Source organism: Variovorax sp. RTB1 (assembly GCF_035018765.1).
Taxonomy (GTDB): domain Bacteria; phylum Pseudomonadota; class Gammaproteobacteria; order Burkholderiales; family Burkholderiaceae_C; genus Variovorax.
This window is the reverse complement of the sequence record NZ_JASJXG010000022.1, coordinates 26,698-50,366: the sequence shown is the minus strand read 5'-3', so window position 1 is coordinate 50,366 and position 23,669 is coordinate 26,698. Positions and strand designations below refer to the sequence as shown.

The following is a 23,669-nucleotide window of genomic DNA, read 5'->3' as shown; positions in this document are numbered from 1 at the left end:
CGAAAGGTAATTCGCATGATCAAAGTAAGCGTCCTCTATCCCAACGACGAAGGCAGCACCTTCGACATGAACTACTACGCCGACAAGCATGTGACGATGATCCAGAAGATGCTCGGCGATGCCTTGAAGAAGGTCGAGATCGACGAAGGCGTGTCGGGCCCGGCGCCAGGCAGTCGGCCTTCGTTCGTGGCTGCGGTGCACATGTACTTCGAGTCGACCGATGCGTTCTACGCTGCGTTTTCGCCGCACGCGAAGGACATCCGCAACGATGTCGCGAACTACACCAACCTGAAGCCGGTGACGCAGATCTCGCAGGTGCGCGCCTAGATCCGCGGCACCGCGGGTCAACCCGGATATTTAAATGAAGCGCTTCAAACTAGACTTTTTTACGTTCATTGCCCTATAGCCGGACAGTTCGATCCGGTGGGTCTGAAGCGTTTCATCGCACTCAAAACCACTTGGAGACAAACCATGTTCAAAGCTCTGCGCCGTGTCGTGGCGGGCGTCGGTATCGCGGTCGCACTGGTGGGCGCGCCGGCCCATGCCCAGGAACTCAAGCTCGGAGCGCTCTATCCGTTCAGCGGCGGCCTTGCCCTGCTGGGCGACGAGAGCTATCGGGGTGTGCAACTCGCGGTCGACGAACGCAATGCCGCCGGCGGCATCAACGGTCGGCAGATCACGCTGGTGAAGGCCGATGCGGTCGATGCGAGCCAAGCCGTGGGTGAAGCGCGGCGGCTGACATCGGTCGAAAACGTCGTCGCCGTCTTCGGCAGCTATGCATCGGGCATCTCGCAGGCGGCCACGCAAGTCACCGAGTTGGCGGGCGTCCCGTACTTCGAACTCGGCGCCACCGCCGACACGATCACGGGCCGCGGTTTCAAGTACCTGTTTCGCGTGAACCCCACCGCTAAGAACATCGGCGACCGCACGCTCGAGGCGCTGGTCAAGGTGGTCGCGCCCATGCTGAAAGTCGATCCCAAGACCCTCAAGCTCGCGATCATTCACGAGGACGGCCCTTACGGCTCGCTTGTGGCCGCAGCCCAAAAGGAAGGCGCTGCACGCCTCGGCATTCCCGTCGTCGAGGTGCAGGCCTACTCTGCCAAGACGGTCGACTTGTCTTCGGTGATCCTGCGCCTCAAGGGCGCGGGCGCCGATGTCGTGTTGCACACCGCCTACCAAAACGACGCGGTCCTGTTCTTCCGCCAGGCGGCCGCTGCGGGCTACAAGCCGCGCGCGGTGATCGGTGGCGGCGGCGGTCATTCGTTGACCGACACCGCGCAGGCGGTGGGCGCACCGTTCGAAGGCGTGTACGACGTCGACTTCCCGCAGATCACGATGAACCCGGCGGGCGCACCCGGCCTGCCCGAGTTCGTCGCGGCCTACCAGAAGAAGTTCTCGTCGGCGCCCCGCTCGGGTCACAGCCTCGCGAACTACGTCGGCGCGAAGGCGATGCTTGAAGTGCTGGCACGTGCCAAGTCGACCGACAAGGACAAGATTCGCGATGCGGCGATGGCCTATCGCGCCCCGGTCGGCAGCACGGCGGCTGGCTGGGGCGTGCAGTTCAATGAGACAGGCCAGAACACGGCCGCGACGCTCAACCTGATGCAGTGGCAGCAGGGCAAGCTCGCCACGGTATATCCCGAAGACGTGGCCAACGCCAAGCCCATCGCGGCACCCTGAGTCGCTTTTCAGGCGACTAGCCATCCATCGCGCGGGGCTCTCCCGCGCACAGGGAGTTCCCATGTCATTGCTGCTCCAGCTGGTGGTGAACGGCCTGCTGCTCGGCGGGGCCTTCGCCATCATCAGCATCGGTCTGACGCTGATCTTCGGCGTCGTGCGCGTCGTCAATTTCGCGCACGGCGAATTCCTGATGGTCGGCATGTACGTGGCATGGCTCTGCGCCAGCCGCCTCGGCCTGCACCCTTACCTCGCGGTTCCTATCGTCATCGTCTTCCTGTTCCTGGTCGGCGCCGCGATGCAGCGTTACGTGATCCAGCCGCTGCTCTCGGCCGACGCGCACATCCAGGTCTTCGCGACCGTCGGCGTCTCGACGGCGCTGCTCAACCTGGGACTGCTGCTGTTCGGTGCCGACATCCGGAAGGTCGAGTTCGCATTCGGTAACCAGAACCTGAGCCTCGGCCCGCTGACGTTCGTCAGTGGCCAGGTCGTCACCTTCGTGGTTGCGATCGCCGTAGCGGTGGCGATGCACTTCTACCTTACGCGGACCTACACCGGCCGCGCGTTCAGGGCGCTGGCGCAGAACCGGACCGCCGCGGCGCTGATGGGCGTCGATGTCAACAAGACCTACGTGCTGGCGTTCGGCATCGGCTCGGCGCTCGTCGGCATCGCCGCGTGCCTGCTGTCCCTGCAATACCCGGTGTTCCCGACGGTCGGCAGCTACTTCGTGCTGACCGCTTTCGTGATCGTCGTGCTCGGCGGCATGGGCAGCCTGCCCGGCGCGGTGATCGGTTCGATGTTCATCGGCCTGATCGACAGCCTGGCGGGGTTCTATGTCGGCCCCGACCTCAAGGAGGTCGTCTACTTCGTGATTTTCCTGGTGATCTTGATCGTGCGGCCGACCGGGCTGTTCGGCCTCGGCAAAGGTTCCGAATGATGCCCAATCTGTTGGCCCCGCGGGGGTACGTCGCCTACCTGGCGCTTGCCGCGCTGTTGCTGTTGCCCATCGCGACGCAGTCGCCTTTCGTCATTCACCTGGCGATCCAGGTGTGCGTGTTCGCGGCGCTGGCCTCGGCCTGGAACATCGTGGGCGGGTTCGCCGGCCAGTTGTCGCTTGGGCACGCGGTGTACTACGGCATTGGCAGCTACGCGGCCGGCCTGCTGGTGCTGAACTTCGGTATTTCGCCGTGGATCGGCATGTTCGCGGGGGTCGCGGTTTCGGCCGTCGTCGCGCTGGTGATCGCCTACCCCACGCTGCGCCTGCGCGGGCCCTTCTTCTCGCTAGCGTCGATCGCCTTTCTCGAAGTCGCGCGGCTCCTGGTCAACCATGAAGAAGCCTGGACGCACGGCGCGGGCGGGATCAACGTGCCGCTGCAGATCGGGCTGAAGTGGATGATCTTTCGCGAGAAGTGGGCCTACCTCCTGGTCGCGTTCGGCTTCCTGATCGGGGTGCTCGGCATCTGCCATGCGATTCGTCACTCGCGCTTCGGCTACTACCTCATCGCGGTGCGCGAACGCGAAGACGCAGCGCGTGCGATCGGCATCAATCCGGTCAAGGTGAAGATCGCGGCCGCCGTGATCTCGGCCGTGCTCACCAGCTTGGTGGGCAGCTTCCACGGCATGTACCTGACCTTCATCGAGCCGTCGTCGGCGTTCTCGCTGGAGCTGTCGATCCAGGTGGCGATGTTCGCGCTCATCGGTGGTCTCGGCACCGTGGCGGGTCCGGTGCTCGGCGCGGTCATCGTGCTGCCGATCGCCGAATTGGCGCGTGGCTGGTTGAGCGCCTTCGGCAACGGCACGCATGGCTTCGTCTACGGTGTCGTGCTGGTGGTGGTGGTGCTGTTCTTTCCGCGCGGACTGGTCGGCCAGCTCGGCCCTCGCGTGGGCCGATGGATAGAGAAGCTACCGAACTTCGCGAGAGCCCGGCGCGTCGAGGTGGCGCCGTTGCCGGTGGTCGCGCGCGACACGGCGAGCGTCGGCCAGCCGATCCTCAAGGCCGACAACATCGAGAAGCGCTTCGGCGGCCTGAAGGCGACCGACAAGGTGACGCTGACGCTGCACGAGGGCGAGATCCTCGGGGTGATCGGGCCCAACGGCGCCGGCAAGACGACTGTCTTCAACCAGCTCTCCGGCTTCCTGCGGCCCGATGGCGGCACGGTGACGATCCGCGATGCCGCGGGTGCGTGGTCAGCCCCGCACAGCCCCGAAAGCTTTGCGCGCGCGGGCGTCGGCCGCACCTTCCAGATCGTGCAGCCGTTCGCCGGCCTGTCGGTGCTGGAGAACCTGCTGCTCGGCGCCTTCATGCGCACCAAGGGGCGCGACGAAGCCGAGGCCCTGGCACGCTCCGTCGCCGAACTGACCGAGCTGACCCCGCTGCTCGACACCGAAGCCAGAAGCCTCACCGTCGGCGGCATGAAGCGGCTGGAGATCGCGCGCGCGCTGGCCACATCCCCGCGCGTGCTGCTGCTCGACGAGGTGCTCGCCGGACTCAACCCGTCGGACGTCGCGCGGGCCATCGTGATGATCCGGCGCATCCGCGACGCGGGCGTGTCTGTACTGATGATCGAGCACCTGATGCAGGCCACGATGGCGCTGTCCGACCGCATCGTCGTCATTCATCTGGGCAAGGTGCTCAAGGAAGGCCTGCCCGCGGAAGTCGCCAACGATGTCGAGGTCATCCAGGCATACCTCGGAAAGGGCTACACCCATGCTGAAGGTTCGTGATTTGCGGGCCGGCTACGGCAAGAGCGAAGTGCTGCGCGGCATCTCTTTCGATGTGAAACAAGGCGAGATCGTCACCATCGTCGGCGCCAACGGCGCCGGCAAGACGACGACGTTGCGAACCCTCTGCGGCATCGTGCGCGCCACCGCCGGCAGCATCGAACTCGACGGCGTTGCGCTCAGCGCGCGCCAGCCGCACGAGATCGTCGAACTCGGCGTGACGATGATTCCCGAGGGTCGGCAGCTCTTTCCTTTCCTGACGGTGGAAGAAAACCTGCGCATGGGGGCGTTCAAGAAATCGGCACGCGATACCTATCCGCAGAAACTGGAAGAACTGCTGGTGCTGTTTCCCAGGGTCAAGGAGCGATTGAAGCAACTCGCCGTCTCGCTCTCGGGCGGCGAGCAACAGATGGTCGCCATCGCGCGCGGCATGATGGCCGGCCCGCGCCTCTTGATCTTCGACGAGCCTTCGCTGGGCCTTTCGCCGTTGCTGGTGGAACAGATGTTCGAGATCGTTCGCAAGGTGGCCGACCAGGGAACCACCGTGCTGCTGGTGGAACAAAACGTCTTTCACACCTTGCAGCTCGCCGACCGTGGCTACGTGCTTGAGAACGGCGAGGTGGTGCTGTCCGGCACCGGCAAGGATCTCCTGGTGAACCCGCATATCCGCAAGGCCTATCTTGGCCATTGACCGACACCTTGCACCATGACTTCGAGTCCGTTCGAGATCACGGGTCACACGCGCTTTCTGGCGATCGTGGCCGACCCGATTCACCATGTGAAGACGCCGCAGCGAATCAACGAACTGGTGCGCGCGCACGGCATCGATGCGGTGATGGTGCCGTTGCATGTGAGTGAGGTCGACCTGCCCCGGGTGATGAACGCCTTGCGCGGCATGCAGAACTTTTTCGGTTGCGTGGTCACGGTGCCGCACAAGACCAGTGCGGTCGCGCTGTGCGATGAAGTGAGCGACGAGGCGCGGCAGATCGGCGCTGTCAACGTCGTGCATCGGATGCCCGATGGGCGGCTGCGTGGCGCCATGCTCGACGGCATCGGCTTCGTCGATGGGCTGCGCGGCGCGGGCATCGACCCGGCAGGCCGTAGCGTCTATCTCGCGGGCGCCGGCGGTGCCGCGAGCGCTATCGCGTTCGCGCTGGTGCAGGCCGGCGTGGCTCGCATCACGGTCGCCAATCGCAGTGTCGACAGGGCGGTGAGCCTGGTCGGGCGGCTTCGCGAGGCGCACCCCGCCATCGAGGTCTCGGTCGGTACTTCCGACCCGGCGGGCCACGACATCGTGGTCAACGCGACCTCGCTCGGTCTGCGCCCCGGCGATGCGCTGCCGTTCGATGCGACGCGGCTCGACGCGAAACAGATCGTCGCCGAAATCATCATGGACCCGGCGGAGACCGCCTTGCTGGCGGCCGCCCGCGCCCGCGGCTGCCGCGTGCACGAAGGCGCGTCGATGCTCGCGAGCCAGATTCGCCACATGGCGGCCTTCATGCTCGACCAGCCGATGCCGGCGGTCGCTGCGCGCGCCGGAGCGCCAGCGTGAAACCCTTCGACTATGTGATCGTCGGGGGTGGCGCTGCTGGCTGCGTGCTGGCCAACCGGCTGAGCGCAGACGGCAAGCAGCGCGTGCTGCTACTGGAGGCGGGCGGGGAACCGGCGAGCCGCTGGATCGCGATACCCGCGGGCTTCAGCAAGTTGCTGGTCGACAAGCGCTACAACTGGCTCTTCAAGACCGAGGCCGAAGCCAATACCCACGAGCGCCGCATCTCGGTGCCACGCGGCCGCGGCCTGGGCGGCTCTACGCTCATCAACGGGATGATCTACGTGCGCGGCCAGCGCGAGGACTACGACGACTGGGCGCGCGCAGGTGCGGCCGGCTGGGGCTACCAGGACATCGAACCCTACTTCCGCAAGCTGGAGAACTACGCCGTGGGCGCTGCGCTGCGCGGCAAGGAAGGCCCGCTGCGACTCGAGCGTGTGAGCGAGCGCTTCCCGATCGCGGAAAGCTTCCTCGCCGCCGCCGCGGAAGACGGCCAGCCGATGAACGCCGACTACAACGGCGACGACCAGGAAGGCTTCGGCTACTACCAGGTCAACCAGCACAAAGGCAGGCGCTGGAGCGCGTACGACGCTTACCTCGCACCCGTGCGGCACCGATCGAACCTCGTCGTCGAGACGGACGCGCACGTACAACGCCTGCGCATCGAAGGCACGCGCTGCGTCGGGGTCGTCTATCGGCAGGGCGGGCAGGAAATTTCGGTCGATGCACAGCTGGAAGTTATCGTCGCGGCCGGTGCTTTTCAATCGCCCCAGCTGCTCGAACTGTCGGGCATCGGTCGCAAAGACGTGCTCGGCCCGCTCGGGATCGCAGTGCGCATGGACGCGCCCGGCGTCGGCGAGAACTACATCGATCACTACGCCACGCGCATGAACTGGCGCGTTCGAAATGCCGTGACGCTGAACGAGATGTCGCGCGGCTGGCGGCTGGTGCGCGAAGTCGTCCGCTACTACGTGCAGCGGCGCGGCATCCTGACGCTTGGCACCGGGCTCGTGCACGGTTTCGTGAAGACCCGGCCCGACATGGCGCGTCCGGACGCGCAGTTTTTTTTCATGCATGCGAGCTACGCCAACGCGGCCGAGCGCATCCTCGATCGCGAGCCGGGCATGACCATCGGCGTGAGCCAGCTGCGACCCGAATCGGTCGGCAGCGTGCACGCGACATCGCCCGATCCGCAAACGCAGCCCGCGATCCGGCCGAATTTTCTCGACAGCGCTGTCGATCAGGAATGCCTCGTCGAAGCCATGAAATTGGCGCGCCGCATCGTCGCGCAGCCTGCGATGGCGCACTACATCTCGCACGAAACCGGTCCCGGCGATGCGGTTCACGACGATGCGGAATGGCTGGACTTCGCACGGCAGAACGGACAGACGATCTACCACCCGATCGGCACCTGCCGCATGGGCAGCGATGCGCTCGCGGTGGTCGATTCGCGGTTGCGCGTCAACGGCGTGCAGGGCTTGCGCGTGGTCGATGCATCGGTCATGCCGAAGATCGTGTCGGGCAACGTCCAGGCCGCCGTGATGATGGTGGCCGAGAGGGGCGCTGACATGATCCTGGCGGACCGGCCGCGATGAACGAATCGCCATGAAGAGCCGCGCCACGCTCGAAGACGTCGCACGCCTGGCCGGCGTCTCGCTCGGCAGCGCGTCGCGCGCGCTCTCGGTGCCGCGCGAGGTGCGTCCCGACACGCTCGAACGCGTCCAGCGTGCGGTGTCGCAACTTGGCTACGTGCGCAACGGCGCGGCGCAAGCGCTGGCATCGCGCCGCACGAAGACGATCGCGGCCATCTATCCGACGCTCGACAACCCCATCTTCGCGGCCTCGATCCAGTCGCTGCAGCAGAGGCTGTGGGGCCTCGGCTATCAGGTGCTCGTCGCGAGCCACGACTATGAACCGGCACGCGAGGTCGACCTTCTGCGCACGATCGTCGAGCGCGGCGTCGACGGCATCGTGCTGGTCGGCACCGACCATGCCGACGGCGTGTACGAACTGCAGCGCCAGCACGGGCTGCCCTGCGTGTTGAGCTTCGCCGTCGACGAGACGAAGCCGGGGCAATGCGTGGGCTTCTCCTATCTGGACGGCGCACAACGCATGGCGAGCCTCGTGGCGGAGCGCGGCCACATGCGCATCGCGCTGTGTCCGGGCATCGCCGAGGGAAACGAACGGGTGCGCGCACGCATCCAGGGAACACGCGCTGCGCTGAAGGCGCACGGACTCGCACTGCGGGAAGACTGGATCGTCCAAACCCCTTTCACCTTCGAGGGCGGGCGCAGTGCCATCGCCCGACTCTTCGGCACATCCGACCGGCCGACGGCGTTGATCTGCGGCACCGACATCCAGGCCGTGGGCGCCATCGGCGAGTGCCGCGACCGCGGCGTCCGGGTGCCCGACACGCTCTCGATCACCGGCTCCGACGACATCGAACTTGCCAGCCTCGTGGAGCCGCGGCTCACGACCCTGCGCGTGCCGACGTCGGAGGTTGGACGCCTGTCGGCCGAACGCATCGTCGCCCTGATCGAAGGCCGTGCGCTGGGCGAAACGGGCGCCTTGAAGACGACGTTGACGCTGCGCGAGAGTCTCAAGGACCTCACGCGGAACGAATCGAATCCACCCACAACCGAACAGGAGAACAAGACATGAAACGAATAGTGCATGGTGCAGGCGGCAATGCCGACGTGATGCAACTGGTCGACGACGAGCGCCCCATCCCCGGGCCGGGCGAGGTGCTGATCGAAGTGCACGTGGCCGGCGTCAACCGGCCGGACGTGCTGCAGCGCTCGGGCAACTATCCGCCGCCCAAAGGCGCTTCGCCCTACTTGGGGCTCGAAGTCGCGGGCGTGATCGCGGCGACGGGCGACGGCGTCGATGCCTGGCGCGTGGGCGATCGCGTCTGCGCACTGACACCCGGCGGCGGCTATGCGGACTATTGCGTCGCCGATGCGCGGCACTGCCTGCCGGTGCCGCAGGGCCTCAGCCTGCTGCAGGCCGCGGCACTGCCGGAAACGTACCTGACCGTGTGGGCCAATCTTTTCGACCGCGCGCGGCTCGCGTCGGGCCAGTCGGTCCTGGTCCACGGCGGCTCGAGCGGCATCGGCCTCACCGCGATCCAGCTGGCCCGCGAGTTCGGCGCCACCGTCTACACGACCGTCGGCAACGCGGAGAAGGCGCAGGCCTGCGTGGCCGCGGGAGCGCGCCGCGCCATCAACTACCGCGAAGAAGACTTCGCTGTCGTGGTGGCAGAAGAGACCGCAGGCCAGGGCGTCGACATCATCATTGACATGGTCGGTGCGCCTTACATCGTGCGCAACATCGCGAGCCTGGCGCTCGAAGGCTGCCTGGTGCAGCTGGCGTTCCTGGAGGGCAGCCGCTTCGACTTCGACGCGACCCCGGTGATGCTGAGGCGTCTCACGCTGACCGGCTCGACGCTGCGTGCGCGCACCGCCGAGCAGAAGGCGGCCATCGTGTCGAGACTGCGCGAGAAGGTCTGGCCGGTGCTCGAGCAGGGACGCTGCCTGCCCGTCATCTACGCGGTGTTTCCGCTCGCCCGCGCGGTCGAGGCGCACCAGCTGATGGAGAGCAGCCGGCACATCGGCAAGATCATGCTGGTGGTGAAAGAGGGTGCCGATGCGGCACGCTGACCGCGTCGTGCTCGTCACTGGCGGAAGCGGCGGCATCGGGGCTGCGCTCGTCGAGCGCTATCTCGCCGAAGGTGCCGCCGTGGGCATCGTCGATTTCAACAGCGAGGCAGGAGAGCGTCAAGTGGCCGAGCTACGCAGCCGCGGGTGCCGCGCACACTTCGCGGCGGCCGACGTGGCCGACTACGCGAGTTGCGAGCAGGCGCAGCATGAGATCGAATCGGTGCTCGGCCCGATCGACATCTTGATCAACAACGCAGGCATCTCGCCCAAGCACGAGGGCAAGCCGGTGCCGGTGCATCGCATGGACCCGGCCGAGTGGCAGCGCGTGGTCGGCGTCAACTTGAACGGCGCCTTCAACTTCTCGCGCTTGGTGACCGGCGGCATGATCGATCGGCGCTACGGGCGGATCGTGTCGATGTCTTCGGTTGCCGCCAAGGCTTACCTGGGCGATATCGTGGCGTGCCACTACAGTGCGACGAAATCGGCCTTGATCGGCTTTACCCGTCACCTCGCCGGCGAACTCGGGCCTCACGGGATCACCGTCAATGCCCTCGCGCCGGGGCGCATTGCCACGCCGCTGGTTCGCACCGTCTCCGATGCCACCAACAATGCCGTGATCGATGTGACGCCGCTGCAGCGCCTGGGCGAACCGTCCGAGGTCGCCGATGTGTGTTGCTATCTCACGTCCCCGGACGCCGCATTCGTGACGGGCCAGGTCATCGATGTCGCCGGCGGCTGGCTGATGACCTGATTCAGCGCCGCGGCGCACCCAGCCGCTGCGACACCGCGTCGGCGCACGCCTTGAGCGCCTTCGCCAGTTCGCCGTTCCAGCGGCTGTCGAAGATGCCGGCCGCACCGATGGCGGTGATGGCCAACTTGATCGCACCCGTGTGGTCGAACACCGGCGCCGACATCGCATTGACGCCCGGCACGATCTCGCCTTCCGAGCGGCTGATGCCGTGGCGCCGAACTTCGTCGAGCTGCACTTCAAAGTCTTTCCATGCCGGCACAGGCGGCTGCGGCGGCATGCCGACAACCTTGGCCGCCCCTTCGCGGTCGCGCAGCTTGCGACGCGCGCGGGCGGCCTCGAGCTGCTGCTTCACGATGGCCGCATCCAGGTAGGCGCCGAAGAGCCGGCCCGACGCCGTGTCGGTCAGCGAGAACACCGTGCCGTGCCGCATGGCGACGTGCACCGCCGCTGGCGACTCCGCAATGCGCACGATGGTCGCGCCGCGATCGCCCCACACCGCGATCGCGACCGTCTGGCCGATGCGCTGTGCCAATGCATCGATCAGCGGCGTCGCGATCTGCACCGGATTGGCCTGCTGCAACCCGATCAACCCCAGTTGCAAAGCGAGCGGACCGAGCAGATAGTGACCGCTGATGGCGTCTTGTTCGATGAGCCCGAGCCGCCCGAAGCTGACCATGTACGGATGCGCCTTGGCGGCGCTCATGTCGGCTTCACGGGCGAGGTCTTTGAGCGCCATCGGCCGGCCGTTGTGCACCAGCGCGCGCAGCAACTGGCCGCCGACTTCGATGCTCTGGATGCCGCGTTGCGTGCGGTCGATGTCGATGGTCATGGGCGCGTGGCAAGTTCGTTCATGTGAAAAGAGTTAGACATTAACTGATCGGCATCCTAGACTCGATGATTCGCACAGAGCGAACGTATTCTTTTTAGACGAATCGAAGATCGAACCGCCGCGGCATGCGCCCGCGACAAACCGGAGACACGCACCATGACCCAACCCACGAACACCCCCCCCAAAGTCTTCGCCAGCCAGGCCGACCTCGCCGAGAAAACCGTCAGCTTCACCCGCCTCTCCGAGAACGCCTACGCCTACACCGCCGAAGGCGACCCCAACACCGGCATCTTCATCGGCGACGAAGCCGTCATGGTCGTCGACACGCAAGCCACTCCCGGCATGGCGCAAGACGTCATCCGCCGCATCCGCGAGATCACCCCGCTGCCCATCAAGTACGTGCTCTTGAGCCACTACCACGCGGTGCGCGTGCTCGGTGCCTCCGCCTACTTCAAGGAAGGCGCCGAGCAGATCATCGCCAGCCGCGACACCTACGACCTCATCGTCGAGCGCGGCGAACAAGACAAAGCCAGCGAAATCGGCCGCTTCCCGCGCCTGTTTCGCAACGTCGAATCCGTGCCGCCCGGCCTCACCTGGCCGACCATGACCTTCGACGGCACCATGAGCGTGTGGCTCGGCAAGAAGCTCGAAGTCAAGATCGCCCAGATCGGCCGCGGCCACACCAAGGGCGACACCATCGCCTACCTGGAAGACCAGAAGATCTGCTTTGCCGGCGACCTGGTCGAGTACCAGAGCACCGCCTATGCAGGCGACTGCTACTTCCGCGACTGGCCCACCACGCTCGACCGCCTGTCGGCCTACGGCTTCGAGAAGCTCGTGCCCGGCCGCGGTGCCGCGCTGGAGAACGCCTTCGACGTCAAGAAGGCCATTGCGTTCACCCGCGCCTTCATCTCAGACGTCTACACGATGGTCAACAACGGCGTGGCCGCCGGCAAGAACCTGAACACCATCTACAAGGAAACGATGGCCGCATTGCGCCCGACGTACGGTCACTGGGTCATCTTCGATCACTGCATGCCGTTCGACGTGACGCGCGCCTACGACGAAGCCACCGGCTACGACCATCCGCGCATCTGGACGGCGGAGCGGGATGTGGAGATGTGGAATACGTTGGAGGGGTGAGCGTGGCGCCGGTCGACTATCAACGGCAAGTATTCGACTACGTTCGACATCCGGATCAAGACGCTGCTAAGGACGCAGCTTCGCCGGCGCGTCATCCGGTCGTCGTCGTCGGTGCCGGTCCGGTCGGGCTCGCACTGGCGATCGACCTGGCGCAGCAGCGTATTCCGGTCGTACTGCTCGACAACGACGATCGCCTTTCGACGGGTTCCCGAGCGATCTGCTTTGCCAAGCGCACGCTTGAAATTTTCGACCGGCTCGGTTGCGGCGACCGCATGGTCGTCAAGGGTGTGTCGTGGAAGCTGGGTCGTGTCTTCTTCAAGGACGAGCAGGTCTACGAATTCGACCTGCAGCCGGAACCCGGCCACGAGCGCCCGGCCTTCATCAACCTGCAGCAGTACTACGTCGAAGGCTTTCTGGCGGAGCGTGCTGCGGCGCTACCGCTCATCGACATCCGCTGGCGCAGCAAGGTCAAGGGCATCGCGCAGTTCGACGACCATGCGGTGCTGGCCATCGAGACACCCGAGGGCGAATACTGCATCGCGGCCGATCACGTGGCTGCGTGCGACGGATCACGCTCGACGCTGCGGCAACTCGTTGGGCAAGAGGCGCAGGGCCGAACTTTCAAAGACCGCTTCCTCATCGCCGACGTCAAGATGAAGCTCGACCGGCCGGCTGAACGCTGGTTCTGGTTCGATCCGGCATTCCATCCGAATCAGAGCGTGCTGTTGCACATGCAGCCCGACAACGTTTGGCGCATCGATTTCCAGCTCGGCTGGGACGCCGACCCGGAGGAAGAGAAGAAGCCGGAAAACATCATTCCGCGCGTGCAGGCGCTGCTCGCCAACTCGGCCATGAAAGACGCGCCCTTCGAGCTCGAATGGGCCAGCGTCTACACCTTCTCTTGTTTACGCATGGCGCGCTTTCGGCACGGCCGCGTGCTGTTCGCCGGCGACTCTGCGCATGGCGTGTCGCCCTTCGGTGCGCGCGGTGCCAACTCGGGCGTGCAGGACGCGGAGAACCTGGCCTGGAAGCTGGTTGCGGTGCTCCGCGGTCACGCAGGCGAGACGCTGCTCGACAGCTACGCGGACGAGCGCGAGGCAGCCGCCGACGAGAACATCCTGAACTCGACGCGCGCCACCGACTTCATCACGCCGAAGAGCGAGGTGAGTCGCCTGTTCCGCGATGCCGTGCTGCAGTTGGCGAAGAAATATCCGTTCGCGCGCACGCTGGTGAACAGCGGGCGCTTGTCGGTGCCAGCCACCTTGCATGCGTCGCCGCTCAACACCGCGGATGTGCATGGCGATGTGTTCGAAGGGCGCATGGTGCCGGGTGCCGTGGCGGCTGATGCGCCGCTGGCGTCACGCGTCAGAGTAGGCGAGCCCGGATGGTTGCTGCGCGCCGTCGGCACCGGCAACTTCGCAGCGCTGGTGTTCGGCGATGGCGCCGCCGCCGACCGAAGCGCGAGTGCTGTTGCAGAGGGTGCGTCCGCTGCCGATGTGCAGGTCGCAGTCTTTCAGGTGCCGCTCGACGATGCGCATGCCCTCGCCACGCAGCGCTACGACGCACAAGCCGGCACTGTCTATTTGCTGCGTCCCGACCAGCATGTGTGCGCGCGATGGCGGCAACCGGATGCGCGAGCGATCCGAGCAGCGCTCGACCGTGCCCTTGCGCGTGGCTGAAAAGGAACCTGTCATGTCCAGCCCATCGAACACAACTTCAGCCCCTCTCGTCACCACGCCCAATCTCGAAGCGCCCGATGATTTCTACGAAGCGCTCATCGAAGCGCATCAAGGCTTCAACACCGAACAAAGCCACGCACTCAACGCCCGTCTGGTGCTGGTGCTCGCCAACCACATCGGATCGATGGCGGTGCTGCGCCAGGCGCTGACCACGGCGCGGCAGGCCTGAGAAAATTCTGTTCATATCGACCCCTCGTCGAGACATTCCATGACAAGCACAGACATCCTTTCCTATCAATCCGGCTTCGCCAACGAGTACGCGACAGAAGCCGTTGCCGGCGCGCTGCCGCAGCATCGCAACAGCCCGCAGCGCGCGCCGTTCGATCTCTACCCGGAGCTGATTTCCGGCACCGCTTTCACCGCGCCCCGCCACGAGAACCGGCGGACCTGGGTCTACCGCCGCCAGCCCTCCGTAGTGTCCGGCCGCTATGCGCCTTATGAGCAGCCGGTGTGGACCACGGGGGGCGACCGCAGCATCGCGCTGCCGCCGGAGCCCATGCGCTGGGGCGCGATCCCATTCGACACCGCAACCGGCGCGGGCAGTGCCGCCACCGCCGACTTCGTCGACGGCATGCACACGCTGGCCGCCAACGGCGATGCCGAGGCGCAGAGCGGCGTCGCCGCGCACGTCTACCTGGCCGGCCGGTCGATGGACCGTCGCGCCTTCGTCAACGCCGATGGCGAGATGCTTCTGGTGCCGCAGCAGGGCCGACTGGTCATCACGTCCGAACTCGGCGTGCTGGAAGTCAAGCCCGGCGAGATCGCGGTGCTGCCGCGCGGCGTGGTGTTCAAGGTTGCGTTGCCGGATTCGGAGGCTGGCGCGGGTCCGTCGCGCGGCTACGTCTGCGAGAACTACGGCGCGCAGTTCCGCTTGCCCGAGCTGGGCCCGATCGGCTCGAACGGACTCGCGAACGCGCGTGACTTTCTGACGCCCGTCGCAGCCTTCGAAGACGCAGGCGGCGCCTACGAGATCGTCAAGAAATACGGTGGCCGCTTCTGGCGCGCACCCATGAAGCAGTCGCCCTTCAACGTGGTCGCGTGGCACGGCAACCTGGCGCCGGTCAAGTACGACACGGCCAACTTCATGACGATCGGCTCGATCAGCTTCGACCACCCCGACCCATCGATCTTCACCGTGCTGACCTCGCCGAGCGACACGCCCGGCACGGCCAACTGCGACTTCGTCATCTTTCCGCCGCGCTGGCTGGTGATGGAAAACACCTTCAGACCACCGTGGTATCACCGAAACCTGATGAGCGAATTCATGGGGCTGGTCTACGGTGAGTACGACGCCAAGCCGGGCGGTTTCAAGCCCGGTGGCGCCAGCCTGCACAACATGATGGTGCCGCACGGCCCGGATGAAGAAGCCTTCGACAAGGCCAGCCACGCCGACCTCAAACCGCAGAAGCTCGACAACACGCTGGCCTTCATGTTCGAGAGCCGCTTTCGGTTCATCCCGACGCAGTGGGCCATGCAGAGCCCGGTGCTAGACCACGCCTATGCCGATTGCTGGGCTGGCCTCAAGGACCAATTCAAGTCATGACCACGATCAATGAAACGCACGACCCGAAGCGCCGCAGCTGGGTCGAATCGGCCAACGACACGGGCTGCGATTTTCCAATACAGAACCTGCCTTTCGGCACCTTCAGCCGCGCACCGCGACACGAGCGGCGCATCGGTGTGGCCATCGGCGACAAGATCCTCGATCTGCGCATGGCCAAGCTGATCGATACCGACGACATGAACGTGCTGATGGCCGCGACACCAGCAAAACGTGCCGCGTTGCGCTCCCTGATTTCGCAGGGCCTGACCAAGGGCAGTGCGCGCCAGTCGGAGTGGGAAAACGCGCTGGTCAACCCTGCGCAGGTCACGATGCACGTGCCCTGCCGCATCGGCGACTACACCGATTTTTACACCGGCATCCATCACGCGACCACGGTGGGAAAACTGTTCCGCCCGGACCAGCCGCTGATGCCCAACTACAAATGGGTGCCCATCGGGTACCACGGTCGCAGTTCGTCGATCGGCGTCAGCGGCCAGCAGTTCAAACGGCCGCAAGGGCAGACCAAGGCGCCCGATGCGGCCGAACCGTCGTTCGGCCCGAGCAAGCGGCTCGATTACGAACTGGAGCTCGGCTTTTTCATCGGCCAGGGTAATGCGCTGGGCGAGCCGATCGGCATGGGCGAGGCCGAGCAGCACCTGTTCGGCGTGACGCTGTTCAACGACTGGTCGGCGCGCGATCTGCAGGCTTGGGAATACCAGCCGCTCGGCCCGTTCCTGGCGAAGAATTTCGCCAGCACGGTGTCGCCGTGGCTGGTGACGATGGACGCGCTTGCGCCGTTCCGCGCGAAGTTCGAGCGGCCGGCCGACGACCCGCAGCCGATGCCGTACCTCGATTCGCAAGCCAACCGCGATGCGGGCGCGCTCGACATCACGCTCGAGGTATTGCTGCAGACCGCAGCCATGCGTGAGGCCGGCGGCGCACCGGTGCGTCTCACGCTCGGCAACACCACGCAGGCCGCCTACTGGACCGCCGCGCAACTGGTTGCGCACCATACGGTGAACGGCTGCAACCTGCAGCCCGGCGACCTGCTCGGCTCCGGCACGCTGTCGGGCCCCGAGCCCGATCAGGCCGGTTCGCTGCTCGAACTCACGATGGGCGGCAAGCAACCCATCACGCTGCCGAATGGGGAGAAGCGAACGTTCCTGGAAGACGGCGACACGTTGACGCTGCGCGGCTGGTGCGAGCGTGACGGGGCGGTGCGCATCGGGATGGGTGAGGTGCGCGGGACGGTGCTGGCTGTGTGAGAAGGGGCGGCTCCTCGAAGCGCCATCAAGGCAGCTTCGCAAACCATCTTTCTAGCCAGATGGGCGGGAGCTGAATCACTCCGCCGTCATCGCCAGTTCGGTAACACACGTAGTTGTCATGCCAGGAAACCCAACCCGGCTCTTGATTTTTAAACCATCTATCCGCGAGAACTTCGCTCTTGTCCTTCTTGCGGAGTCGCAGCTGGGCATGGTTGTTGGCGCCGGCTCATATCTGACCCATATGCCGGCATTGGGCTGACCCATACCGTTACCTCCCGAACCCAATGCTGGCAATGATTACCAATTCCGGCTGATGGGTCAACGACATTCCCAGTAAGTGGTTCGAATCACGACCGGCCGCAACACAAGTGGTTGATCAACGCCGCCACTTTGGCACGTCGATGCCGGTACGGGTGGGGGCGTTCATCCCATTGCTTACCGGTCAACGGACCGAACCAGACTGGATGCTGTCGGCCATTGACCTCCCTAATGGCCGCGTGCGCCGATACTTGAGTTTGGCCGGCCCCATGAACGTCTGTCCGCGGTAACTCAGAATTTGCCGTTCGGCACCTGCGGGGGGATTGGCCGATCAACTACTCGGCGACGATGTCCTGCGCACAACAGCTCCTGATGGCGGCGACCTGGTACTTCCGACCCGAAGCGGATGAGCCACAGTGTGAAAGCGGTCCCTCGACGACAATTAAACTTGCTTTCGACCACCCTCTGCCGTGCAGCTCGAACAATACAAGCTCAGTTCAGTGCCCGCTTGGGATGCAGGCCTTCGCCTGATGGCGCCACCACTCTCGACGCGCGGGGCAGACCTTCGAGCACGCGGTTTGCATCGAGGGAGCGGATCGGGATGGTTGCGTCTCGAGGGATGAGGCCATCGGCGATCGGGTTCTCATAGCGCAGTGCACAGACCCGCAGGAAGGAGGAGAAGTTGCCGACAGCGCCGCGTTCGACCACCAATTCGTCGTAAAGCCTTTCGATCAACTGCGCCACGGTCATGCCATCGCGGCCAGCGATCTCTTCCAGCACAGCCCAATGCAGGTTCTCCAAGCTGAGGCTGGTGACTACGCCATGCAGGCGTACGGATCGGGTGCGGCTCTCATAACTGGCGGGGTCGGCGCTGATGAATATCTTGCACATTGATCACTCCTGTCGGGGTGACCCGTCGGAATGCTACAGGCTGATGCGCGTGCCGAGCACGATCAAGAATTGGGCGATCCACGCCGGGTGCGCAGGCCAGGCCGGCGCCGTCACCAGATTGCCGTCCGTCACGGCACTGTCGATTGCGATGCCCATGTACTCAGCGCCCGCAAGCTCCACCTCGACCTGGCAGGCCGGATAAGCGCTGAGCTTGCGGCCCGTGATCATGCCGGTGGCGGCCAGTATCTGCGCGCCATGGCAGACGGAGGCGATAGGCTTGTCGCTCGACAGGAAATGCCGTGTGATCTCGATGACGCGCGCGTTCATTCGGAGGTACTCAGGCGCGCGCCCGCCTGGCACCACCAGCGCGTCATATTTGGTGTGGTCAATCTCGGCAAAGTTGGCATTGAGGATGAAGCGGTGACCGGGCTTCTCGCTGTAGGTTTGCTGGCCCTCGAAGTCATGGATCGCCGTCATCACGTAGTCGCCGCTCTTCTTGTCGGGCGCGACGGCGTGAACGGTGTGGCCCACGGCCTGCAAGGCCTGAAAGGGCACCATCACTTCGTAGTCCTCGCCGAAGTCGCCACAAAGCATCAGGATTTTGCTCATCTCTAAGTCTCCGTTGGGGGATTGGTTTGAGCCACCATTGTTGGCGCCTGGGTGCGCGGGGACGAATTTCCGAACGGCGAGTTGCTAGAAACACCGAGACGAGCGCGCATTCGACTTGTCGGCAGCGCCAGAAACTTGACTGTCGATGCGTTGGGTTGGCCGACCAAGGTTAGCCGCCTGCGAAGCCCGGGAACTCACGCTACCGGACGATCGCGGTCTGCCACCATCCCCCGTCGCACGCCGCACCGCAAAGGCTCCGCCCATCAAAAGAACGCCATGGTGGCTGATGCGGGTGGCCGCGCCGTTCGTGCCGACGCTGCGCGAACTTCTGGAGATGCGGTACTTGTGGAAAGAGCCGGTACAGATGGTCAACAGCCGGCTGGTCCAAGTACTGGGACGCGAGCCGCACACGCCCCTGGATCAGGCGGTCGAGGCTTCGCTGATCGGCATGGGTTGCGTGCACGTCTCGTCATCACCAGGCGTGCAGCCCGTCAGTTGTCCAGATGCTGTGTGAGGGGGATACAGTCGCGAAATATTGAATGCCGTCGCGGGACATCAAGGCTTGTCGATCTACGCCATTGCCAAGCTCGCGGATGTGCCGTACCGGCGGGCCCATGCCCACGTTGGCAGGTTAGTGGAACTGGGTTTGACGCAAAAGCGCAGGGACGACAGCGGCCCTCGCAAGATCTCGCGCTCTTACACGATGCAATGAACGACAACTCCAGGGCTCACTGGCAGGTGCTGAGATCTTCTATCGGGTCTTGGAGCACTACGGTGCCGATTGATCAGACAACCAAAGTTGCCTCACCCGCCTCTTCGGCAACCGGCTTGTAGTTCATGAAGGCGACAAAGTCCCGGCGCGTAAATTTCGCGGTTTCTGGGCGCCGGACAACTGCACAGACGGGTGCGGCTTCAGCTGTGAAGGCAGGCGCAGGGGCCGATCTCTCAACCAGTCTTTTGAAGGTCGTTTCGCGGCGCCCACCGAGGTTGCTTAATCGGTACCCGCTTCGCACGCCGCCCTCGAGTCGCCAGCCTTGCGCGGGAACCAAACCGAGCCTTTGCCTGAGAGCCGAGATTTCCGCATGTATCTGCTCCGGCGACATCCCGTGGCGCTGCGCCACTGTTGCCAGCCAGGCCGGTGACAGCGATCTGCCCTGGTGAAACGCCAGTTCGAAGACGAAATCGAACATGGCGGCGGTCAGCATGACGTGCTTTCCCCCTGTGCCCACCATGTTGTGTTCAGGATAGAAGCGATAGCGCCCGCACTGTGGCGTCTCGTTTCGCACGGGGCGCTGATGAAGTTTGCGGAGACGCTGAATCCGGACGTAAAGGTCGGCCAGCCGCGGTGGCATCGCAGCGATGTCATCGGTCCGATGCAGGCCGGCCGCCAGCGCCGCCACCTGATCGTCTGACTCGGCCAGGGCGATCATCGGAACGGCTGCGCCGATGACGTCCCTGCAGCTCGGCATCCAGTTCGCCAGCTCTTCCTGGCCGATAACAAAAAGCATGGCCAGATGCTTCGCCCTTGTTCCCAGGGCTTGAATATCGTCCGGCGTGTGAAAGACTAAGGGGGCGCTACCTTGAAGGCAGATGATCTTGCGCAGGACTTCGGTGGATTGGCCGGGCCGGCCCAGTAGCGCAATGCCGCGGCCTGGTGAAAGAGTGTTTGTCATGGGATATTTGGAGCGACGCGCGCTCGGTGGGAGTGGCGGTAACGATTCGTTCGCCGCCAGGAATCAGTTGGAAAAACCGAGGTCCGAATCCTGGTAGGCCTCTGCTTCGAAGAAGCGGAAGCGGGTACGGCCGACGGTGATGACATCCAGGTGACGCAGTTGCTGGGCGCCCTGAATGCGCCGCTCGTTGACGAGTACGCCGTTGAGGCTTTTCGTGTCGACCACCCAGGACACGGCGTCCATCGTGATTTCGATTCGCGCATGCTCGCGGCTTGCCGATTCATCGTCCAGCACAAGGTCGCAGTCCAGCCCGCGTCCAATTGAGAGTGGCGTCTTTTTCAGTAAATACATCTTGCACGGCGTCGGCTCCAGCCGCAGCAGACTCTGCCTCATTTCCTACTCCCTTGTGGACGACCCATTTGCTTTACCCATTTGGATATTTCTAAATTAAAAGCTTGTTAAAGATTTCAATTCCAAGGTCCCGAAGCGTAGGGCCGGCCTGATTTCAGATACAGGAACTACGTCACAAAAATCACCGCGTCGTGAGGATTTGGCTTTTATATTTGTAAACAAAATTACAAAGAAACATTTGATTGATGATTGCGATCTTGGCCACCGAATCGAATTAAACGGAGCTTGAGCCACGAGCAGGAGGCCAGCTGTCAGAAGCATCGTTCCCCAGCTGTCGCTCAGCAGCACGCCACTGTGATGGACGGTCATCCGGCTGGACGGTCCTCGGATTTCCAGAACTTCCAGGGCGGAGACTGATTCGGAACGCGGCAAATGAGTTCAGCGACGCTCGCCGGATATGCACTTCCACGTTGCAGCGATGGTTGGGGCGCAGCGGTGATTTGTGCAGGACGCCGCTTGGGCAAAATCGGCTCGGACCTGGGGTGACTACGTCTTCAGTTGCATACGAATAGAGGATGAATTTTCATATATTTGTCAATCAATTTTCAATTGATTGACAAATCTTTCATTCGTCTTTCGCCTGCAATTTTTTCTTCATCGTATGCTTGTTCACATATTAAAGACTTCTGCACTCGTTTTTTTAGCTGCGAATACGCCGAAAAAGTAATTTTATTTAACAATTGAGACGTTCTATCAAACGTCCCCGAACCCTCGGTCCACATTTCTGCAGCTCTAAATGAACAAGACACACAAAAGCATCTGGAATTCCTCCCTAGGCGCTTGGGTTGCAGTGTCGGAGGTGGTCCGATCACGCGGGAAGACCAAAAGCGCTGTCGGCGCTACCGCGCTCGCGCTCGTAGGTGCTTTTGGTGGACAAGCCGTGGCGCAGACCATCGCGGTCACGGGTGGCATAAATTCCACGAATCCACAAACTGCCTCGCCGTGGAATGCCGGCTCTCTGCCTCCGTGAAACAGGGCTTGAGCGGTCTCTCCAGCAAGGCGAATATGCGAATAGCACTTCTTGAAAATGACCCGACCGACTTGCGCCTGTTGATGGAGGTGTTGTCGAGGGCCCCAGCCCAAGGCGAAGTGCCGATGACGTGCGTTCCTTTCAGCGAGGATGCAGCCTTGCGGCGGGCCATCGCCGAAGAGCCCTTCGATCTGCTCATCTTGGCCCCGATCTCTTTAGGCGACGATGACTTGTCGCTGCTCATATGGTTACGCAGAGTCCTCGAGTCGAAAATTCCCGTCATCGTGCTCAGCGCACGAGGCGCTGCACATGATGTTGCCAACGCGCTGGAAGCAGGTGCCGATGACTATGTTCTCAAGCCCTTCCGTCCGATCGAAATGCGTGCCCGCGTACAACGATTTCGCGAACTGGCGGACGCAGTGGGAATGGGAGGACGCATCGAAGTAGCCGGAAACTGGACCTTCCTGCTGGACCGCTCTACCGTCTTGCACGCGGGGCGAACTAACGAATCGTTCGATCTCGGCGACCTGGAGTTCAACCTGGCGCTCGCTCTGTTTCGCAACCGCGGTCGCGTTATGTCAAGGTTCGAGCTTCTCGAAGCGACGAATGGGAAATCTCGTTCAATAAATACCCGCGTGTTGGACAACCAAATCTTCAAACTGCGCCGTGCATTGGAGTTGGAAAACAAGGGCGTCCAGTTGCGCACGATCTACGGCAAGGGTTACCGGCTTTCTTTTACGGAGGCGCCCATCGACACGATGGTCAGCCGGGAGCACGCAGACTCAATGCACGTGGATCCTGATGAAGGACCGATGAAATCGCCGCGTAGCATCGAGCTGTTCGTGAGCACTCTAAACACGCAGGGAGCGTCAGCCGCACTCGGCTATTTGAACGCAGGCGTGCTGCATCGCTTCAGCGCCATTTACCGACTATTCGATGACAGATTCCAAAGCGTTCTGCTGCTCGACAAACTGGGCGAGGCGACGCCGGCCTATTTAGACGTCATCCCGTTCAATCTCAGCTTTTGCCAGTTCGTTTTGGGTGATGGTTTTTTTTCAACCGATGATTCGGCAGCCGACCGTCGGCTGGACGGCCACCCGTACCAGGGCGTGATGACCAGCTATTGCGGTGTGCCGATCGTCAGTGACGGTGGCAACCTCATCGGCACCTTGTGCCACTTTGACTTAACGCCGCAATCGGTGATGAAGAAAGAGTTTGGGCTGCTGCAAAGGGCTGGTCAGGCGCTTCCGGACTATGTACAGAAGGTGAAGCGGTCTGCAGACGCGCGATTGAAACCTGCAAAGCCTGAGCAATCGGGAAAAGACAAAGCTGGTTGATGCCCTGAAACAGATCTACCCGGTGCTTGAGCTTTTTGAAACGCTTGGCCTGGCAAGAAGCTCGTACTTCTAACATCGCGCCCAGGCGCCAAGTCGCAGACAAGTACGCCCAGGTACGCGGCACCATGGCGGACATCTTCGAGCGCAATCACCGCTGTTACGGGTACCGTCGGATGCGGGCGTCAGTGAGCAGCCACAGCAAGCCAATTCATGAGTTCGGCTATGGGCTACGGATTACAGGGGCAAGGTCAGTTCGAGCGCTTTGCTGCCTTCAGGTGCAGCGGCGCCGTGCGTGACTCCTACCGGAATCGTCGAGTTGCTTTTTTCGCAACAGTAAATTGCGTTCTCGTGGGCTGGTGGTGCGGCTTCGGGCTCCATAGCATCCGCCGCATGAAATCTGTCTGGCGCCTGATGGTCGACCGTTTAAAAGCAGCGTGGGCCGCGCTGCATCCCGATGCTGAAGCATCGGCAGTTCTTCGCCGTGCGCTGAACGAATTAGCGCCGCTTAAGGGAAGGAGGTCCTGGTGGGAACGCCTCCTGCGCGGCACAGGTTGGGCTGCCGCCATTGCGCTGGTCGGCTGGATCGCCCTAGTGCTGTTTCCGCGCTGACTCTGGGCGCCGAACTGCGACAAGACGCGTGAACG

Annotated in this window: 23 protein-coding genes and 2 pseudogenes; 20 read left to right on the top strand and 5 right to left on the bottom strand. The window is 63.6% G+C overall.

Annotation, left to right across the window (positions count from 1 at the left end; genetic code table 11):
* Positions 1–15 precede the first annotated feature (15 nt).
* The 10 genes from QN397_RS15035 to QN397_RS14990 all read left to right on the top strand — a co-directional run bounded on the left by QN397_RS15035 (position 16) and on the right by QN397_RS14990 (position 10,357).
* The gene (locus tag QN397_RS15035; protein WP_323499016.1) at positions 16–327 is read left to right on the top strand and encodes an EthD family reductase; all 312 of its coding nucleotides are present in this window, start codon (positions 16–18) and stop codon (positions 325–327) included.
* A 144-nt stretch (positions 328–471) separates the two neighbouring features.
* On the top strand, positions 472–1,680 hold the full coding sequence (locus QN397_RS15030) for an ABC transporter substrate-binding protein (protein ID WP_323501299.1): 1,209 nt from the start codon (positions 472–474) through the stop codon (positions 1,678–1,680).
* Positions 1,681–1,741: 61 nt separating this feature from the next.
* The gene (locus tag QN397_RS15025; RefSeq protein WP_323501298.1) at positions 1,742–2,614 is read left to right on the top strand and encodes a branched-chain amino acid ABC transporter permease; all 873 of its coding nucleotides are present in this window, start codon (positions 1,742–1,744) and stop codon (positions 2,612–2,614) included.
* Positions 2,611–4,401 carry a branched-chain amino acid ABC transporter ATP-binding protein/permease gene (locus QN397_RS15020; protein WP_323499013.1) on the top strand — a complete coding sequence of 597 codons (1,791 nt, stop codon included), beginning with the start codon at positions 2,611–2,613 and terminating at the stop codon, positions 4,399–4,401. Before QN397_RS15025 ends, QN397_RS15020 begins: the two co-directional genes overlap by 4 nt.
* Complete coding sequence (locus QN397_RS15015) at positions 4,385–5,089, top strand: ABC transporter ATP-binding protein (protein WP_323499012.1); 705 nt, start codon at positions 4,385–4,387, stop codon at positions 5,087–5,089. Before QN397_RS15020 ends, QN397_RS15015 begins: the two co-directional genes overlap by 17 nt.
* 15 nt (positions 5,090–5,104) lie before the next feature.
* Positions 5,105–5,950 (top strand): shikimate dehydrogenase, encoded by an 846-nt coding sequence (locus tag QN397_RS15010; RefSeq protein ID WP_323501297.1) that lies wholly within the window; start codon positions 5,105–5,107, stop codon positions 5,948–5,950.
* A complete protein-coding gene (locus QN397_RS15005; protein WP_323499010.1) occupies positions 5,947–7,542 on the top strand; it encodes a GMC family oxidoreductase in 1,596 nt (531 codons plus the stop codon). The genes QN397_RS15010 and QN397_RS15005 overlap by 4 nt, the downstream gene beginning before the upstream one ends.
* 10 nt (positions 7,543–7,552) lie before the next feature.
* Positions 7,553–8,608: a LacI family DNA-binding transcriptional regulator gene (locus QN397_RS15000; protein WP_323501296.1), complete on the top strand. Its 1,056-nt coding sequence runs from the start codon at positions 7,553–7,555 to the stop codon at positions 8,606–8,608.
* A complete protein-coding gene (locus tag QN397_RS14995; RefSeq protein WP_323501295.1) occupies positions 8,605–9,606 on the top strand; it encodes an NAD(P)H-quinone oxidoreductase in 1,002 nt (333 codons plus the stop codon). Before QN397_RS15000 ends, QN397_RS14995 begins: the two co-directional genes overlap by 4 nt.
* Positions 9,593–10,357, top strand: a complete 765-nt coding sequence (locus tag QN397_RS14990; protein ID WP_323499007.1) for an SDR family NAD(P)-dependent oxidoreductase — start codon at positions 9,593–9,595, stop codon at positions 10,355–10,357. The genes QN397_RS14995 and QN397_RS14990 overlap by 14 nt, the downstream gene beginning before the upstream one ends.
* Before the next feature lies 1 nt (position 10,358).
* Here QN397_RS14990 and QN397_RS14985 read toward each other — a convergent pair whose 3' ends face one another.
* Entirely contained in the window at positions 10,359–11,186 is an 828-nt protein-coding gene (locus QN397_RS14985; protein ID WP_323501294.1) for an IclR family transcriptional regulator, read from the bottom strand.
* Between the two features lie 156 nt (positions 11,187–11,342).
* Between QN397_RS14985 and QN397_RS14980 the strand changes: the two genes are divergently transcribed.
* From QN397_RS14980 to fahA, 5 genes are read left to right on the top strand one after another with little or no spacing between them, the layout of a single operon-like run.
* The gene (locus QN397_RS14980; protein ID WP_323501293.1) at positions 11,343–12,329 is read left to right on the top strand and encodes an MBL fold metallo-hydrolase; all 987 of its coding nucleotides are present in this window, start codon (positions 11,343–11,345) and stop codon (positions 12,327–12,329) included.
* On the top strand, positions 12,308–14,008 hold the full coding sequence (locus tag QN397_RS14975) for an FAD-dependent oxidoreductase (RefSeq protein WP_323501292.1): 1,701 nt from the start codon (positions 12,308–12,310) through the stop codon (positions 14,006–14,008). The genes QN397_RS14980 and QN397_RS14975 overlap by 22 nt, the downstream gene beginning before the upstream one ends.
* A gap of 13 nt (positions 14,009–14,021) precedes the next feature.
* Positions 14,022–14,237 (top strand): DUF2783 domain-containing protein, encoded by a 216-nt coding sequence (locus tag QN397_RS14970; protein WP_323499002.1) that lies wholly within the window; start codon positions 14,022–14,024, stop codon positions 14,235–14,237.
* A 39-nt stretch (positions 14,238–14,276) separates the two neighbouring features.
* The gene (gene hmgA / locus QN397_RS14965) at positions 14,277–15,611 is read left to right on the top strand and encodes a homogentisate 1,2-dioxygenase (RefSeq protein ID WP_323499001.1); all 1,335 of its coding nucleotides are present in this window, start codon (positions 14,277–14,279) and stop codon (positions 15,609–15,611) included.
* Entirely contained in the window at positions 15,608–16,876 is a 1,269-nt protein-coding gene (gene fahA / locus QN397_RS14960) for a fumarylacetoacetase (RefSeq protein ID WP_323499000.1), read from the top strand. Before hmgA ends, fahA begins: the two co-directional genes overlap by 4 nt.
* Before the next feature lie 750 nt (positions 16,877–17,626).
* Here fahA and QN397_RS14955 read toward each other — a convergent pair.
* Both QN397_RS14955 and QN397_RS14950 read right to left on the bottom strand, forming a co-directional pair.
* Positions 17,627–18,025: a ribbon-helix-helix domain-containing protein gene (locus QN397_RS14955; RefSeq protein WP_323501291.1), complete on the bottom strand. Its 399-nt coding sequence runs from the start codon at positions 18,023–18,025 to the stop codon at positions 17,627–17,629.
* A 33-nt stretch (positions 18,026–18,058) separates the two neighbouring features.
* The gene (locus tag QN397_RS14950) at positions 18,059–18,634 is read right to left on the bottom strand and encodes a DJ-1/PfpI family protein (RefSeq protein ID WP_323501290.1); all 576 of its coding nucleotides are present in this window, start codon (positions 18,632–18,634) and stop codon (positions 18,059–18,061) included.
* Between the two features lie 232 nt (positions 18,635–18,866).
* Here QN397_RS14950 and QN397_RS14945 point away from each other — a divergent pair.
* Positions 18,867–19,148 (top strand): annotated as a pseudogene (locus QN397_RS14945) (hypothetical protein); the annotation flags it as partial.
* A gap of 271 nt (positions 19,149–19,419) precedes the next feature.
* On the opposite strand, the gene QN397_RS14940 reads toward QN397_RS14945, so the two are convergent.
* Entirely contained in the window at positions 19,420–20,307 is an 888-nt protein-coding gene (locus QN397_RS14940) for a hypothetical protein (RefSeq protein WP_323501289.1), read from the bottom strand.
* A gap of 63 nt (positions 20,308–20,370) precedes the next feature.
* Positions 20,371–20,700, bottom strand: a complete 330-nt coding sequence (locus tag QN397_RS14935; RefSeq protein WP_323501288.1) for an FHA domain-containing protein — start codon at positions 20,698–20,700, stop codon at positions 20,371–20,373.
* A gap of 754 nt (positions 20,701–21,454) precedes the next feature.
* Between QN397_RS14935 and QN397_RS26740 the strand changes: the two genes are divergently transcribed.
* The 4 genes and pseudogenes from QN397_RS26740 to QN397_RS14920 all read left to right on the top strand — a co-directional run bounded on the left by QN397_RS26740 (position 21,455) and on the right by QN397_RS14920 (position 23,634).
* Positions 21,455–21,688: an ESPR domain-containing protein gene (locus QN397_RS26740; protein ID WP_416352333.1), complete on the top strand. Its 234-nt coding sequence runs from the start codon at positions 21,455–21,457 to the stop codon at positions 21,686–21,688.
* A 35-nt stretch (positions 21,689–21,723) separates the two neighbouring features.
* A complete protein-coding gene (locus QN397_RS14930) occupies positions 21,724–23,025 on the top strand; it encodes a response regulator transcription factor (RefSeq protein ID WP_323501323.1) in 1,302 nt (433 codons plus the stop codon).
* Positions 22,982–23,240 (top strand): annotated as a pseudogene (locus QN397_RS14925) (IS3 family transposase); the annotation flags it as partial. The gene QN397_RS14930 and the pseudogene QN397_RS14925, both read left to right, overlap by 44 nt.
* Positions 23,241–23,247: 7 nt before the next feature.
* The gene (locus QN397_RS14920; RefSeq protein ID WP_323501287.1) at positions 23,248–23,634 is read left to right on the top strand and encodes a hypothetical protein; all 387 of its coding nucleotides are present in this window, start codon (positions 23,248–23,250) and stop codon (positions 23,632–23,634) included.
* Positions 23,635–23,669: the final 35 nt, after the last annotated feature.

Bases quoted from the DNA above. Each gene is read 5' to 3' on its own strand.
- QN397_RS15035 (WP_323499016.1), top strand. From the start codon at position 16: ATGATCAAAGTAAGCGTCCTCTATCCCAACGACGAAGGCAGCACCTTC.
- QN397_RS15030 (WP_323501299.1), top strand. From the start codon at position 472: ATGTTCAAAGCTCTGCGCCGTGTCGTGGCGGGCGTCGGTATCGCGGTC.
- QN397_RS15025 (WP_323501298.1), top strand. From the start codon at position 1,742: ATGTCATTGCTGCTCCAGCTGGTGGTGAACGGCCTGCTGCTCGGCGGG.
- QN397_RS15020 (WP_323499013.1), top strand. From the start codon at position 2,611: ATGATGCCCAATCTGTTGGCCCCGCGGGGGTACGTCGCCTACCTGGCG.
- QN397_RS15015 (WP_323499012.1), top strand. From the start codon at position 4,385: ATGCTGAAGGTTCGTGATTTGCGGGCCGGCTACGGCAAGAGCGAAGTG.
- QN397_RS15010 (WP_323501297.1), top strand. From the start codon at position 5,105: ATGACTTCGAGTCCGTTCGAGATCACGGGTCACACGCGCTTTCTGGCG.
- QN397_RS15000 (WP_323501296.1), top strand. From the start codon at position 7,553: ATGAAGAGCCGCGCCACGCTCGAAGACGTCGCACGCCTGGCCGGCGTC.
- QN397_RS14995 (WP_323501295.1), top strand. From the start codon at position 8,605: ATGAAACGAATAGTGCATGGTGCAGGCGGCAATGCCGACGTGATGCAA.
- QN397_RS14990 (WP_323499007.1), top strand. From the start codon at position 9,593: ATGCGGCACGCTGACCGCGTCGTGCTCGTCACTGGCGGAAGCGGCGGC.
- QN397_RS14985 (WP_323501294.1), bottom strand. From the start codon at position 11,186: ATGACCATCGACATCGACCGCACGCAACGCGGCATCCAGAGCATCGAA.
- QN397_RS14980 (WP_323501293.1), top strand. From the start codon at position 11,343: ATGACCCAACCCACGAACACCCCCCCCAAAGTCTTCGCCAGCCAGGCC.
- QN397_RS14970 (WP_323499002.1), top strand. From the start codon at position 14,022: ATGTCCAGCCCATCGAACACAACTTCAGCCCCTCTCGTCACCACGCCC.
- hmgA (WP_323499001.1), top strand. From the start codon at position 14,277: ATGACAAGCACAGACATCCTTTCCTATCAATCCGGCTTCGCCAACGAG.
- fahA (WP_323499000.1), top strand. From the start codon at position 15,608: ATGACCACGATCAATGAAACGCACGACCCGAAGCGCCGCAGCTGGGTC.
- QN397_RS14955 (WP_323501291.1), bottom strand. From the start codon at position 18,025: ATGTGCAAGATATTCATCAGCGCCGACCCCGCCAGTTATGAGAGCCGC.
- QN397_RS14950 (WP_323501290.1), bottom strand. From the start codon at position 18,634: ATGAGCAAAATCCTGATGCTTTGTGGCGACTTCGGCGAGGACTACGAA.
- QN397_RS14940 (WP_323501289.1), bottom strand. From the start codon at position 20,307: ATGACAAACACTCTTTCACCAGGCCGCGGCATTGCGCTACTGGGCCGG.
- QN397_RS14935 (WP_323501288.1), bottom strand. From the start codon at position 20,700: ATGAGGCAGAGTCTGCTGCGGCTGGAGCCGACGCCGTGCAAGATGTAT.
- QN397_RS26740 (WP_416352333.1), top strand. From the start codon at position 21,455: ATGAACAAGACACACAAAAGCATCTGGAATTCCTCCCTAGGCGCTTGG.
- QN397_RS14930 (WP_323501323.1), top strand. From the start codon at position 21,724: ATGCGAATAGCACTTCTTGAAAATGACCCGACCGACTTGCGCCTGTTG.
- QN397_RS14920 (WP_323501287.1), top strand. From the start codon at position 23,248: ATGGGCTACGGATTACAGGGGCAAGGTCAGTTCGAGCGCTTTGCTGCC.